The organism is Pseudonocardia petroleophila, from assembly GCF_014235185.1.
Taxonomy (GTDB): domain Bacteria; phylum Actinomycetota; class Actinomycetes; order Mycobacteriales; family Pseudonocardiaceae; genus Pseudonocardia; species Pseudonocardia petroleophila.
In genome coordinates, this window is sequence record NZ_CP060131.1 from 5,890,788 (window position 1) to 5,904,519 (window position 13,732).

The 13,732-nt window shown below is 72.0% G+C and carries 12 protein-coding genes; 6 read left to right on the top strand and 6 right to left on the bottom strand.

Annotated features, from left to right (window positions below; translation table 11 throughout):
- Nucleotides 1-6: 6 nt before the first annotated feature.
- Together H6H00_RS28895 and H6H00_RS28900 are read right to left on the bottom strand one after the other, a co-directional pair.
- A complete protein-coding gene (locus H6H00_RS28895) occupies nt 7-1,272 on the bottom strand; it encodes a coiled-coil domain-containing protein (RefSeq protein ID WP_185718791.1) in 1,266 nt (421 codons plus the stop codon).
- 92 nt (nt 1,273-1,364) lie between these two features.
- Complete coding sequence (locus tag H6H00_RS28900) at nt 1,365-1,889, bottom strand: M23 family metallopeptidase (protein WP_255425425.1); 525 nt, start codon at nt 1,887-1,889, stop codon at nt 1,365-1,367.
- Between the two features lie 580 nt (nt 1,890-2,469).
- On the opposite strand from H6H00_RS28900, the gene H6H00_RS28905 reads away from it, so the two are divergent.
- From H6H00_RS28905 to H6H00_RS28920, 4 genes are all read left to right on the top strand, one after another.
- Nucleotides 2,470-2,835: a BlaI/MecI/CopY family transcriptional regulator gene (locus H6H00_RS28905; RefSeq protein ID WP_185722853.1), complete on the top strand. Its 366-nt coding sequence runs from the start codon at nt 2,470-2,472 to the stop codon at nt 2,833-2,835.
- Complete coding sequence (locus tag H6H00_RS28910) at nt 2,832-3,779, top strand: M56 family metallopeptidase (protein WP_185718792.1); 948 nt, start codon at nt 2,832-2,834, stop codon at nt 3,777-3,779. Before H6H00_RS28905 ends, H6H00_RS28910 begins: the two co-directional genes overlap by 4 nt.
- A 200-nt stretch (nt 3,780-3,979) precedes the next feature.
- Nucleotides 3,980-4,345 carry a hypothetical protein gene (locus tag H6H00_RS28915; RefSeq protein ID WP_185718793.1) on the top strand — a complete coding sequence of 122 codons (366 nt, stop codon included), beginning with the start codon at nt 3,980-3,982 and terminating at the stop codon, nt 4,343-4,345.
- Nucleotides 4,346-4,632: 287 nt separating this feature from the next.
- Nucleotides 4,633-5,709 carry a prolipoprotein diacylglyceryl transferase gene (locus H6H00_RS28920; protein WP_185718794.1) on the top strand — a complete coding sequence of 359 codons (1,077 nt, stop codon included), beginning with the start codon at nt 4,633-4,635 and terminating at the stop codon, nt 5,707-5,709.
- 20 nt (nt 5,710-5,729) lie between these two features.
- Here the strand turns inward: H6H00_RS28920 and H6H00_RS28925 are convergent, their stop codons facing one another.
- Entirely contained in the window at nt 5,730-7,118 is a 1,389-nt protein-coding gene (locus H6H00_RS28925; protein WP_221776044.1) for a multicopper oxidase family protein, read from the bottom strand.
- A 381-nt stretch (nt 7,119-7,499) separates the two neighbouring features.
- On the opposite strand from H6H00_RS28925, the gene H6H00_RS28930 reads away from it, so the two are divergent.
- Nucleotides 7,500-8,432: a hypothetical protein gene (locus tag H6H00_RS28930; RefSeq protein ID WP_185718795.1), complete on the top strand. Its 933-nt coding sequence runs from the start codon at nt 7,500-7,502 to the stop codon at nt 8,430-8,432.
- Here H6H00_RS28930 and H6H00_RS28935 read toward each other — a convergent pair.
- A complete protein-coding gene (locus H6H00_RS28935) occupies nt 8,419-9,921 on the bottom strand; it encodes an MDR family MFS transporter (protein ID WP_379539820.1) in 1,503 nt (500 codons plus the stop codon). The two genes, H6H00_RS28930 and H6H00_RS28935, sit on opposite strands and share 14 nt — an antisense overlap.
- Nucleotides 9,861-10,913 carry a PLP-dependent cysteine synthase family protein gene (locus H6H00_RS28940; RefSeq protein WP_255425896.1) on the bottom strand — a complete coding sequence of 351 codons (1,053 nt, stop codon included), beginning with the start codon at nt 10,911-10,913 and terminating at the stop codon, nt 9,861-9,863. The genes H6H00_RS28935 and H6H00_RS28940 overlap by 61 nt, the downstream gene beginning before the upstream one ends.
- 611 nt (nt 10,914-11,524) lie before the next feature.
- Here H6H00_RS28940 and nicT point away from each other — a divergent pair.
- Nucleotides 11,525-12,646, top strand: coding sequence for a Nickel transporter NicT (nicT, locus tag H6H00_RS28945; RefSeq protein ID WP_185718797.1), 1,122 nt, complete (start codon nt 11,525-11,527; stop codon nt 12,644-12,646).
- 446 nt (nt 12,647-13,092) lie between these two features.
- Here nicT and H6H00_RS28950 read toward each other — a convergent pair whose 3' ends face one another.
- On the bottom strand, nt 13,093-13,728 hold the full coding sequence (locus H6H00_RS28950; RefSeq protein ID WP_255425426.1) for a histidine phosphatase family protein: 636 nt from the start codon (nt 13,726-13,728) through the stop codon (nt 13,093-13,095).
- Nucleotides 13,729-13,732: the final 4 nt, after the last annotated feature.

The following is a 13,732-nucleotide window of genomic DNA, read 5'->3' on the forward strand; positions in this document are numbered from 1 at the left end:
AGCCGCTCAGCATCGGACCGACGCCAGCGAACCCCCCGGCGAGGCGTTGAAGGACATGTGAACGTGCTCCATGTGGTTCTCGACGGGGGACCCGCGGTCCTTCATCATCTGCCAGCCGGAGCCGGAGTTGATGCGCTGGCGGAAGATGACGTACTTGACGGCGAGCGGGCCGCGGTTGCGCAACGCGCACTCGGCCAGCGCATCGCCCGTCTCCTGGTCGACGAAGAAGTCCAGCGCCAGGCCGAGCGGGTGGTCCGACACCCGGCCCCGCGGCCCGACCCCGCCGACCGACTCGATGCCGAAGCGGCAGCGCAACAGCTGCCCCGCGTCGGACACCCACCGCTTCACCGGCCCCCACCGGGGCACGCCCGTCCGGCAGCCGTACTCCGGACCCAGTGCGGCGGCCGGGCCGGTCGAGCTGCCGGCATCGGTGTCGGTCGAGACCGCAGCCCGTTCGGCCCGGCGTCGCTCGTCCTCCGCGGCCTGCGCGGCCCGCTGCTGGTAGGACTGATAGGCGCCGCGCTGCTCGCGGAGCCGCTGGTCCGTCGCGGTGAAGGACGCCAGTTGGGCCTCGACCCCCGCACGTAGCGCGTCGAGCCGTTCGAGTTGGGCCTGCTGGTCGGCGACGGCGGCGCTGGCGTCCTGGACCGCCGCGTCGGCGACGACGCGGGCCTGCTCGGCAGCTGCGCTCGCCTCCTCTGATTCATCGACGGCCGCCCGGGCGAGGGACCCGGCGTTGACCTGGTCGATGTGGGCGCGCTGCACCGCGTCGATGGTCCGGGCCAGTTCCCGCCCGATGAGGTTGCCGAACTCCGCTCGGGCGATCAGGTCCTCCGGTGTCTGCGCGCCGGTCAGCAGCCCGAGCGGGCCGAGATCGAGTGTCTGCTGGTAGGTGGCGGCCGCTGCCAGGTCGAGCCGTTGCCGGGCCTGATCCACCACACCGCGGGCGGCGGTGGTGGCGACCTCGGCGTCGGCGGCGCGGTCCGCCGCGGCGGCGGCCGCCTCCTCGGCGGCCTGCAGCACCGTCAGCCGCTCGAACGCCGCCTCACGGCGGCCCTGCAGGACGTCCCGCGCCTCAGCGGCCTGCCCGTCGAGCTCAGCGGCTACGCCCGACAGCCGGCCCAGCTCAGCGGCCCGCTCGACGACAGCGGAACGGCTTGCGTCGAGGGCATCGTCCGAGGGATTGGGCGGCGGCGCGGGTTGCGCCGCCGCCACGGACGCACCAAGCAGCAGGCCGACGACGGTGGACAGCACGACCGGGATCGTTCGCATTTCCACCTCGTGCCGGTGTCCGGATCATGCTGGTAGCGCGGCCCCGGGCCGGGCCGCCGCGCCGCAGAACGTGTAGTGACCGCGGAGGCCTCTCATGTCACGGCGATGTTCCGCTCGTCCAACCACGGGGTCGGGTTGACGTTGCCGCCACCCGGGGCGATCACCTCGAAGTGCAGGTGGGGCCCGGTGGAACGGCCCCGGTTGCCGACCTCGGCGATCACGTCCCCTGCGGACACCCGCTGCCCGACCTGCACCAGCGTGCGGTCGATGTGGCCGTAGAGGGTGACGGTGCCGTCGTCGTGCCGCACACGCACCCACAGGCCGAAGCCGCTCGCGGGGCCGGAGTCGACCACGACACCGTCCAGGGGAACGCGGATGGGACTGCCGACGGGCGCGGCGATGTCGAGGCCCTTGTGCTGGGCATCCCAGCGCGGGCCGTACCCGGAGGTGATCCGTCCCGTCATCATCTGTACCCCACCGCCGCTGAGGAGGCCGGTGACCGTCGAGACGCTGCGCCGGGCCTGTTCCGCGGCCTCCTCCGCGGCCCGGGCCTCCTCGGCCGCCCGGGCCGTCTCCACCCGGCGCGCCTCCTCGTCCGCCACCCGTTCGAGCTCCACCGCCTTGATCAAACCCGCGGCGTCGGCGACCGGAGGCTCGAGCGGCGCAGGAAACGCGACCGGCACCACCACCGCGTTCGATGTCGGTGGAACGCTCAGGGTCGCCGCACCGAGCCGGAACACGTCGGGGTCGTCGATTGCCGGCGACGCCGCGAGCGCCGTCTCGCCGGCGAGCGCAAGCAGGCCACCGGCGACGGTGGCCGCGATGACGCGACCGGGAACCGACGGATTCCTGTACTCGATCGGTACGGAGGAGGCGCCGACGAGCCGGGGTCCGGGGTGAGCCGGCTGCCACAAGGGGGCCGGTCGGACCTGCGCGGTCTGCGTGCGGCGGCCACGGGGGGAGCGATGCCGCGCCACGAGATTCCTTTCGTGATCTGGTCGGCACTCGACACCACAGCGGGGGAGCGGACGCGTCGAGACCGGATCGTCATCTACTGGATGAGACAGTAGCGAGAACGTCCGCTCCGCAGCCCGATCGCTGCACGAGGGAGCCGACCGGCGCCCGCCACGCGCCGAACGGCGACCCGCAGGAGATCAGCCGCGGCAGCTACGCTGAGCGGACCGGGAGGGGGTCGTGATGCGCGGGTTCGGCGAGCTCGAGGCGGCGGTGATGGAGCACCTGTGGGCGTTCCCGGACGGGGCGACGATCCCGCAGGTGCACGAGAGGATGCAGGCGGACCGGGACATCGCGTACACGACGGTCATGAGCACCGTGCACAACCTGCACCGCAAGGGCAGGTTGACCCGTGTCCGCGAGGGTCGCAAGCACCGCTACCGCACCACCGCCAGCAGGGCCGAACACAGCGCCGAACTGATGCGCGAGGCCCTGGGCAGCGGAGGGGACCCGCGTGCGGTCCTGAGTCACTTCGTCGAGCGCATCGATCCGGCCGACAGTCGCCGGCTGGCCGAACTGCTGGCCACCATGGAGGAGCCGCCGCGATGACCGCCGCGGCGTGCCTCATCGTCTACGGGTTCGTGGTGGCGGTTGTGGCGCCGCGCGTCCTCGTCCGCCGGGCGCTGTTGGATCGAGCACCCACGTTCGGGGTCACGATCTGGTTGGCGGCCATCGTCAGCGTCCTGGCGGCATGGCTGGGTGCCGTGGTGCTGACTGCGGTCGAGGTGCTCCTCTCCCCCGAGGTCCGCCACGTCGTGGGCCGGTGCGCCGCCTCTTTCTGCGCCGCGGCGCTCGGTGCCCACGGCTCAGTCGGGCAGTGGCTGGCGATCGGGACCGCGGTGGCGCTGGTCGCCGGCACCGTCGGTGCCTCGTTCGGACTGGGCCGCGCGCTGCTCCGGGCGCGCACCCTGACCCACCGCCACGCCGACGACGCCCGCCTCCTCGGACACCACGACAGCACACTCGGCGCGGTCATCCTGGACGTGCCGGAGAGGGTGGTCTACGCGGTCGCCGGGCGCCCGCCGACGATCGTGTTGAGCCGCCCGGCCCTGCAGTCACTCGACCAGGACCAGCTCAGCGTCATCCTCGCGCACGAACGGGCCCACCTCGCGGGCCGCCATCACATGGTGCTCGGCCTCAGCGGCGCGTTGGCCCGGATCATGCCGCGTGTGCGCCTGTTCACCACGGGCCGGCGCGAGCTCGCCCGACTGGTGGAGATGTGTGCGGACGACGCGGCGATCCATGACAGCCGCAGCGCCCGCGACCTTCTCAGGGCCCTGGTGACGCTCTCCGCCCCGGTCGGCATGCCCGGTTCCGCCCTGGCCGCCGCGGCCACCGACGTGACGGAGCGCGCCCAACGACTCGCGTCGCCACCCGATCGCAGGGCACTGCGTCGGGCCCGAACCCTGCTCACCGCCGGCTCCGTCACGCTGCTGGCCGGACCCACGCTGGTCGGCGCCGTCGCGTGCGGCGTCCTGCCATTCGGCCTGTAGCCCGACCCAGAACCTGCGCGGCCCCGCCACCTCGCGGAGTGCCGCGCGGATTCAGCACGTCACCGGGTCTTGACGCCCTGCCGCTAAACTACTGAGACACTACGTAGTTCGGCACCCAGCGGAGGCCCCGTGCATCGTCTGCCCAGAACGCGACGACGACGTCGATCGACCAGTGGGGTCGCGATCCGGCGGCCGGAACGGTGAGCACCTGGAGCGCGGTGCTGGTCTTCGCGGGCATCCCCGCGGCGGTCGTCGGACTCATCTTCGCCGTCGTCGTCCTGGGCAGCGGCCGGCGCCGTCCGCACGACCCGGACGTCGTCGTCGGCATCCTCCGCCCGGAGGCGGGCTGCACCGTCCGGATCGACGCCGGGGGTCGGCACGTGCACGAGACCCGGCCGGGGACCGACCCGACCTGCTTCACCGCCAGGTGCGCGGAGTGTCACACCACTCACTGCGACGGCACCGACTACGTGCATTTCACGGGCCCTCGCGAAGGAACCGACAGCGTCCTCGCGCTCGGCTGGCGCCTCGCCGGACCGCGGCTGCGTTGCCCCCGGTGCCGGTGAACCACCGGCCCGTCGCCAGACCGGGAACAGGAGATCGAGACGTGGGCCGAGAACAACGCCGCCGTGCCGAGCGCGAGCAACGCAGGCGCGCACGGGCGGTGCCGCCGCCCGCCGCGACGACGCGGCGTCCGGCCGCCGGACCGTCATCGACGCCGGAGATCCTGTTGCGCAAGCCCGGCCGTCGGACCGAACCTCCCCGGCCGGCCACGGCACCCCCCGGAGCCACGGCCCGCCAGAAGCAAGGCTCCGCACCCGCACGGTCGACACCCCCGTCCGCGACGCTCAACGTGGGTTCGTCACTGCAGGCCACGCAGGCCAACTGCGGTCCGGTCGAGGGCCTCGACCCGCAGGCACTCGGCGTCACCCTCACCTTCGACGCACCGCGGGACGGCGAGCCGTACCCGCTGACCGTGCGGTTCGTCGGCCTGCGGGCGGGAGCGACGAACCCACCCGCATCGGGCGACACCTTTGACGTCCTCGACACCATCGCCGGCGTCGTTCCGGGCAGCGGAACCGTCTCACTGACCCGCCGCATCGAGGGCATCACGCCCGGCGACTGGACCGTGCAGGCCCGTTCCGTCGTCGACCCGTCCACCCCCGACCGATCTGTGCCCGCAACGGCCCAGGTCGCGACGACTACCGGTTACGCCCCACTCGTCCGCGTGCGGGCACCCGGGGTCCGGATCGGCGCCTGGCCCGCGCTGGTCGGCGCCGGCGCTGCCGTTGCACTGATCCTGCAGGGCGTTCTCGCGTCCCGGTTCGGATTGCCCATGGGCCAGCTGTCGACCCTCTCGCTCGTGGCCTGCCTGCTCGGGCTCGGCGGGGCACGGCTGTACTACCGCCTGGAACATCCACAGAGCCCGCGGACGCCGGTACGGGTCACGGGCATGTGCATTCAGGGGTTCGTCCTCGCCGCGATCGGGACCATCGTCGCGGGCGCTCTGCTGCTCGGGCTCCCGGTCGGCCGGCTGATGGACGTGACCGCGCCCGGCCTCATGGCCGGGATGGCGATCGGGCGCGTGGGCTGCTTCCTCGGCGGCTGCTGTGCCGGCCGGGTGACCGCCTCACGGTGGGGGCTCTGGTCGTCCGACCGGCGCCTGGGCGTACGCCGGATCCCGACCCAGCTGTTGGAGTCGGCGTGGGCCGTGCTGATCGGCTCGGTCGCGGGCACCCTGCTGCTGGTCGTCGACACCGAGCCGGCGGGGGCGCTGTTCGTCGCCGCGGTCGCGGCGTACACGTTCGGCCGACAGCTGATCTTCCCGCTCCGGTCGCTCCCCCGGCACACGCGGTACGGGCGGCAGCTGGTGATGCTGTCGACCGGTATCGCGTTCGTGGGCGCCGGTGTGACCCTGCTGCTGCGCTGAGCGCGAGCGGCGAGCGCCGCCTACGAGTCGACGTACGACACAACCGTCATCATCCCGGCCTCGCCGTGGTAGACGTTGTGGCAGTGGGTCAGCCACTGACCGGCGTTGTCGGCGTCGAAGTCGACTTCGAGCGCCTGCCTGGGGAACACGATCGCGGTGTCCTTGCGCGGACCCACACCACCCGCGCCGCGGACCTGGAACGTGTGCCCGTGCAGGTGCATCGGATGGAACATCGACGTGGGGTTCTCGAACCGCAGCCGCACCCGCTGCCCCTCCCGGACCGGGACCCCGGCCGCTGGGTCGTAGGTCCGGCCGTTGATCGTCCAGGTGTAGCCGGGCTCCGGTCCGCCGAGCGTCATGGGTTGCACGACGTCGGGCTCCCGGTCGGGCAACCCCATGGACTCCGTGGCCGACAGGTCGCCCACCGGGGTGACCGGGCTCCCGCGCAGTGCAACAGCAGCCGCCACCACGTCAGGTGCGGCTCCCGGGCCCGCGCGCAGCAGCACCTGGGTGACCCCGTCCTTGCCCTCGGCCAGGCCGAGCAGCGGCATCACCGCGTCCGGCACCTCGACCACCGCGTCGACGCGCTCGCCCATGCCGAGCAGCACCGCTTCGACGCGGGTAGGGACGACCGGGAACCCGTCGGTGTGCGTGACCGTCATCGCCGTGCCGGGCACGCCGACCCGGAACGCGGTGTCGGCGGAAGCGTTGATCATCCTGAGCCGGATCCGTTGACCGGGTCGCACCTCCAGGGTGTGGGCGGCATCGGCGGTACGACCGTTGGCCAGGAAGTACGGGTAGGTGACGTTACCCGCGTCGCCCCCGAGCAGGTCCGACCGTGGCATCGTCATGGCGGCTGCCCCACTGCCCATGTCCATCCCGCCCATGCCGTTGGCGAGCAGCTCGGTCAGCACCTGGTCGGGATCGCGGCCGGTGCCGTCGAGCCAGTCGTCGAACACGACAACCAGCTCCCGGTCGTAGTCACCGGGCTCGTCCGGGTCCTCCACGATCAACGGCGCATACAGGCCCCGGTCCAGCTGCGCGCCGACGTGCTGGTGGAACCAGAAGGTGCCGGCGTCGGGCACCGCGAACGCGTAGTCGAACGTCGCACCCGGCGCAACCTCCGGCTGGGTCAGCCCTGGTACCCCGTCCATGTCGTTGCGCAGCGCGAGCCCATGCCAGTGCACGGTCGTGGGCTGAGGCAGGGCGTTGTCGAGCCGGACCCGCAGCAGATCCCCGCGACGGACCCAAATCTCTCGGCCCGGTAGCTCACCGCCGTAGGTCCAGATGGTGACCCGCGCCCCGCCGAGCGGGAGCGGCGCGCAGAACTGCGTCGACGATGCGCTGCCCCGGACGGGCGCGGGCCTGCTCCAGCTCCATGATCCGAGGCGAGAACGGCCCGACCGGATTGGGCGGAGTGGCCTCCCTGGCGGTACAGCCGGCGAGCAGCGCTGCGCCGGCGGAGACCGCCAGGAACCGTCGACGGGTCAGCGGCGGACCCGCCGGCAGCTGTCGGAGCGTCATGCGTTCCTCCTGGCGTCTTCCGGTCGTCGATCGCATATCAGCCGCGTCCGATCGCCCACTACACAACTACTATGAACTCTAGTAGTAAAGGGTCGGCACAGATCACGACCTCGACCGTGCGGACCGCAGCTGTCAACACACCCGTCGCATGGCGTGGCGGCGACGCCCGGACCTGTTGCCCAAACGCTTGCCGAGCACTCACCACCCGATTGTGAAGTTCTACCTATCGTCGAAGTCGAAACCTGAACCCGGAGGTCAACCACAGCGTGAGCACCCCCATCCCCACCCGGCTGACGATCGTGTACCGCTCGACCGACGCCGAGAACGGCAAGCCGCGCCCGCACTTCTACGGCAAGGACCTGGCCCTCGCGTCCATCCTGCGGGCTGCCGAGGCGCTCCCGACCCAACCACGACTGGTCTTCCTCAACGACGGCGTCCTGCCCGCCGAACGGCTGGCCCTGATGAGGCGCCACGGCCACGTCCGCCGGATCGTGGGTGGCAGCAATCGCGCCACGTTCCGGACCGCCGTCGCTCGGCAGGCGGCGCTGTGCACCGGCGACCGGGAGCTCGTGTGGTTCGCCGAGGACGACTACCTCTACCGGCCCGACGCGCTGAGCTCGCTGATGGCGGCCGCAACCGCGTTCCCCGAGGCCGACTACTTCGCGCTCTACGGTTCCGACGCCCTGGACACCGCTTCCCCATGGCACCGCCCCGCGGTGCGACCCGAGCCGGGCGCAGAAGGGGACCCGGACGCACGCGCAGCCGGGTCGGTTCAGTGGTTCCGCGCGCAGTCCACCACCAGCACCTTCGGCGTACGGGCCCGGGCACTGCGCGCCGACGCGGCGCTTCTGCGCAGAATGCCGTTCGCCGGTGGAGCGTGGGACACCGCGACCTGCCTCGCGCTGCAGGGGTACCTGCCCTTCCCCCGGCCCGACCTCCTCCCGCAGTCGGACGGTGTCACCGCCCGCACCCTGATCCGGGCTGCGGTACGGATCGCCGCCGACGTCGGTGCCGCCGCACGTCTGGGCGGGCGGCGGGTCCTCGTCGGCGCCGATCCGGAACTGGTCCACCACATGGAGGTCCACGACGGCCGCACACGCACGTCTCCGAGCGCGGCGACCCTGTCTACGGACTGGCGGCGGACCGCCGAGGAGACCCGGGCATGGGCCGTCGACCGGGCCTTCGTCATCGCCGGATGAGGCGCTCGTCGGTGCGGGTCCCCGCCTCCATCCGTAACGCCGGACGCGCAGGAAGGGGACCGACACGACCGCCGGCGACTCCGCCCCGCGGCTCGACGGGTCGGGTCGGGACACCGGCCGGAGCACCGGGCCGGGCTCGCCCGGCGTCCGATCGCCGCAGGCGGTGCCGACCGCCGCGGAGGCGGCGTTGCTCCTCGGCGGGCAACAGGCCGCGGCGACGCAGCGACCGCACGGCTGCGGCGCACCCCGTACCGACGACCATCAGCACCAGCCACGGCGCCACCGGGAGCCCGGAGGAGCGGGCCAGGTCCAGCGCCCAGCCCGTGCCGAGGTTGCCCAGCAGGATCCCGACCCCGCACACCGTGTTGTACAGGCCGTAGTGGGTGGCGACCCTCCGGTTGCCCGACAGCGCGACGATCGTGCTCATCTCGAAGGGGAACAGGATCGCCGTTCCGAGCGCGAGGACCCCGGCGGACAGAACCAGGGCGATGGCACCGAGCACTCCCCCACCGCCCGGCAGCGCGGACGTCGCCAGTGGTGGCAGGAACGCCGCGCCCAGGGTGACCAGCCCGAGAACCATGGACCGGGCGGGACCGAGCCGCTCGCGGCACCACGCCGTGACCCGCAGCTGCCCCACGATGGTGACCAGCCCGGACACCGCGAACAGCGCGGCCACCAGCATGGTGGCGTGGGCCGCGGTCGCGGTCACTGTCGCTGCCTGGAGCGGCAACGCCAGATAGACCTGGAACGACAGGACGTAGGAGCCCGCCATCGCCGCGGCGAACAGCAGGAACGGGCGGTTGCCGACGATGTCCCGCCAGCCGGCCGAGTCCCGACCGGGAGAACCGTCGGCCGCGCCACCGCTGGACGGCAGGGCGCGGATCTGCAGCACCGTGAGCAGCGCGAACACTCCCGCCGACACGAGGCAGGTCAACGAGAACGAGACGCCGGTGAGGGCGAGACCGATGAGCGGCCCGAGCAGGATCCCGGCCTGGTAGAACACGCTGAACAGCGCGAACGCCTCGACCCTGCGTTCCCCGGCGTCCTGGGCGAGGTAGGCCCGGACCGCCGGGTTGAACAGTGCCCCGGCGAACCCCGTCGCCGCCGAGGCGACGATGAGCGCGGGCAGCGAGTCGACGACGCCGAGCAGGGCGAACCCGACCGTGCGCAGGGCGCAGCCGGCCACGATGAGGGGTTTGTACCCGAACCGGTCGGCCAGGGCGCCGCCGACCAGGAACATCCCCTGTTGGGCGAAGTTGCGCACCCCCAGCACCAGCCCCACCAGCCAGGTCGCCAGCCCGAGGCCATCGGACAGGTGCGCGGCGAGGTACGGGATGAGCATGTAGAAGCCGAGGTTGATCGTCAGCTGGTTGAGCAGCAGCAGCTGCACGGACCTCGGGAACGAGCGGTACTGGCCCAGCACACGCATCACCGGCGCCGCGCCGCCGCCGGCCCGGCCGGATCGGTGACGGTCGTGCACCGGGTCCACCGGGTGACCTCGCGGTGGGACGTGTGCTCGATCAGGTCCGGGTCCGGCCGGGGATCGGCGTCGAGCAGCTCGTTGGTCCGGCAGAACTCGTCGTTGTAGACGGTGTCGAAGTAGCGCTGGGGCCCGTCCGGGAACACCGCGACGATCCGCGTGCCCGGCGCACTGGTCCGGGCGACCCACGACGAGACCAACCCGACCGCACCGACGCTCCACCCGCCGCTGGCGTACGTCGTCGCCGCGAGCCTGCGGCACGCCCACACGGCCTCCGCGGGCGCGACCCAGTGCACCTCGTCGAACATCGGATAAGCGACGTTGCGCGGGAGGATGCTCGAGCCGAGGCCGCGCATGAGCCGGGGGCGCGCAGGCTGGCCGAAGATCGTCGATCCGACCGCGTCGACACCGACCACCCGCAGGTGGGGCTGATGCTCGCGGAGCACCGCGCTGAGCCCGGCCGAGTGGCCGCCGGTGCCCACCGAACACACCAGCACGTCGAGGCCACCGGTCTGCTCCAGCAACTCGTGCGCCATCGGTGCGTACGACGCCACGTTGTCGGGGTTGTGGTACTGGTCCGGGCAGTACGCACTGGGGTCCCCGGCCAGGATGTGCCGAACCGCCCGCCGCCGCGCCTCCTGCCAGCCACCTTCACGGCAGGGCTGGTCGACGGTGTGCAGCTCGGCTCCGTACGCACGCAGCATGCGCTGCATCAGCGGCTCCATACCCGGGTCGCTGACCAGCGTCACGGGATGGCCGTAGGCGATGCCGGCGAGAGCGAGCCCGAGTCCGAGCGTGCCGCTGGTGGACTCGACGATGCGGGCCCCGTCGGCGAGGTCACCGCGCTCTCGTGCGCGGCGGATCATATGCAGGGCCGGGCGGTCCTTGATCCCGCCGGGATTGAAGCCCTCCAGTTTCGCCCAGAAGCCGCGGTCGTCGGCGGTGAAGGGACGGTCGATGCGGACAAGTGGGGTGTTGCCGACGACCAGGGGCAGCCGCAGCGTCGGGGAGGTGCGCGGTTCGTCGTCGGGACGGACCGGCGTGAGAGCGGGAAGAGTCACGAAGTTGCTTCCTCGAAGCGCGCACGGCGGCGCGGACGGACAGGGACCTGGGCAGGTCCCGTCACGTCCGGGCGATGCACAACCGATGGAGGAGTGCCCGACCCGCCGGGGGCGGACGTCGAGGCGTACGTCGACGCGGGTGACCCACAGCCCGTGTCTGGGAGGAGGTGCCAACGAACGGCGTGGGAGCGGGGGCCTCGTGATTGACCGCACCCCGCCGGAGTTCGGGCGCCGCGTCCTCCTCGACCGGTCCGTGACCTTCACAGTGCTCGCTCTGCGTCGGCCCTCCGGAGGCATGGGCGGCCACGTCGAGCGGCGGACAGGATGCCGCTGCCTGCGCGACGACCACGAGGGTGACAAGCAGCATCACGAGGACCCGCCCGACCCGCACCACGTTGCTGCCCACAGTGACACGACGGTAACAATCTGCATCCGCCACGACCGGGCGATCCCGGGGGTGACACCGCGTGACCTGTTCTCCCCACCTTCCGACGAGGCCGCTACTGCTGCCACTGCTATGCAGAAGCATGGAGATCGCGCATGATGCACGGATGGCTGATGTGCTCACGAACGGCGGGCCGGCGGTGGCCCGCTGGTCGCGATCGGACCGGCTGTCCCTCAGCGGGATGACAGCGTTCGTGGTGCTGCTGCACGTCGTCGGTTGGGGCGTGCTGGTGCTGGCCGTGGCCCCGCAGAACATCGTGCTCGGTGAGGCCGGGACCTTCGGCGTCGGGCTCGGGCTGACCGCCTACCTGCTCGGCGTCCGGCACGCCTTCGACGCCGACCACATCGCTGTCGTCGACAACACCACCCGCAAGCTCGTCGGCGAGGGCCGCCCCGCCCTCAGCGGCGGGTTCTGGTTCTCCCTCGGCCACTCCAGCGTCGTGTTCGGGTTGTCGCTGCTGCTGACCCTCGGGATACGGGCCCTCATCGGCCCCGTGCAGGACGAGAACTCCGCGCTGCTCCAGACGCTCGGACTGATCGGTGCCGTGGTCGCCGGCACGTTCCTCATCCTCATCGGCCTCACCAACCTGGTCGCCGTCGTCGGTATCACGCGCGTCTTCCGCCGGATGCGTCACGGCGAGCTGGACGAGGCCGAACTCGAACGCCACCTGCACAATCGCGGGTTCCTGGCCCGCCTGCTGGGGCGGGTGATGCGCCGGGTCAGCAAGCCATGGCACCTCTATCCCGTCGGGCTGCTGATGGGCTTGGGCTTCGACACCGCCACCCAGGTCGCGCTGCTCGTCCTCGCCGCAGGCACCGCGGCGATCACCCTGCCCTGGTACGCGATCCTCGTACTGCCCGTGCTGTTCGCCGCCGGGATGAGCCTGTTCGACACCGCAGACGGCGTCTTCATGGCCCGCGCCTACAGCTGGGCCTTCCTCAAGCCGATCCGCAAGGTCTTCTACAACCTCACGGTCACCATCCTGTCCGTCGTGGTCGCCCTGGTCATCGGCGTCGTGGTACTCATCGGCCTGCTCGCCGAACGCACCGGCGTCGGCACCGGCCCGCTGGCATGGGTCGGCTCGCTGGACCTGGAGTACGTGGGGTTGGCCATCGTCGGGCTGTTCGTCGTGACCTGGCTGATCGCGTTGGCCGTGTGGCGCTGGGCGAGGGTGGAGGAGCGATGGTCACCACCCGTCACGGCACCCCACCCCGGTACGGCTGGCTGAGCGGCGACGGTCGCCCCGGTCGGCGTCGCGCAGCCGTGGGTCCGATTCGGTGACGCTCAGAACCGCCGGCGCGCGGGACACGAACCCTGGGCAGTCCATCGTCGGTCGATCAGGGACGGCAGCGATTGCCCACAGCGCAGAGGCGGACGGCGGATCATCACGGTCCGGCGCCGGCCATACCCACGATTCGGGTCGCCGACATCACGCGGACGCTGACGTCCTACCTCGATCTCGGTTACGAGGTGCGACAAGCCGCAGACGGGTGGGCCACACTGGTCAGCGGTTCGACGGCGGTGCTGCTCGTGTCGAACGAGGACGCGGACCACGTATCACCCCGGACCGGGACGCCGGCTCCGGTCGAGTACTTCCAGTCGGCCTCGGCACAGGCCGGATGAGCACGTAGTCCGGTCATCCGCAGTCAACGGACGCGAGACGGGCGACCGCATTCATCGCCGCACCCGGAGGTGCGACGCCGTGGCGATCAGTCGCCACCGGCCCGGCCGCCCGCCGATGACCGTGGCGGTCAGGGGCGCGATGTCGATCCGCCAGAACGCGCTCAGGGGCGCGTCGAGCACGGCGAGGACGACCGCCCGGATGACTGCGGAGTGGGTGACGGCCACGGTGTGCTCGTCACCGGATGCGGACTCCAACCACCTGTCCACCCGCGACGACAACTCGACGAGGGTCTCACCGCCGTGCGGGGCGGCCGTGGCGTCGGCGAGCCAGGCCTCGACGGCTTCCGGCTCATCGGCGGCCACCTCGTCGAGGGTGCACCCCCGCCACCGGCCGAGATCCCAGTCCACCAATGCCGGCTCGACGACGGCCGCGGTCAGACCCAGCGCCTGTGCCGTCTGCCGGCACGACACGGCTGGTGACGACAACACCCGGGTCGCGTGAGGGAGGCGTCCCACGGCGTCGGCGGCCCACTGCGCACCACGGGGATCGAGGGGTTCGTCGGACGCGAAGGCGGCCGCGTTCGTCGCGGAGGTGGACGAATGGGACACCAGGGTCAGCTTGTCGCGCATATGCCCTCCTTGAGGGGCTCGATGGCCCTTGACGAGAGCGTCGTCGCAGGTCAGCATAGTT

Excerpts from the sequence above, each read along its gene's own strand:
- H6H00_RS28895 (WP_185718791.1), bottom strand. The coding sequence starts at position 1,272 with ATGCGAACGATCCCGGTCGTGCTGTCCACCGTCGTCGGCCTGCTGCTT.
- H6H00_RS28905 (WP_185722853.1), top strand. The coding sequence starts at position 2,470 with ATGCGCGGGTTCGGCGAGCTCGAGGCGGCGGTGATGGAGCACCTGTGG.
- H6H00_RS28910 (WP_185718792.1), top strand. The coding sequence starts at position 2,832 with ATGACCGCCGCGGCGTGCCTCATCGTCTACGGGTTCGTGGTGGCGGTT.
- nicT (WP_185718797.1), top strand. The coding sequence starts at position 11,525 with ATGGCTGATGTGCTCACGAACGGCGGGCCGGCGGTGGCCCGCTGGTCG.
- H6H00_RS28950 (WP_255425426.1), bottom strand. The coding sequence starts at position 13,728 with ATGCTGACCTGCGACGACGCTCTCGTCAAGGGCCATCGAGCCCCTCAA.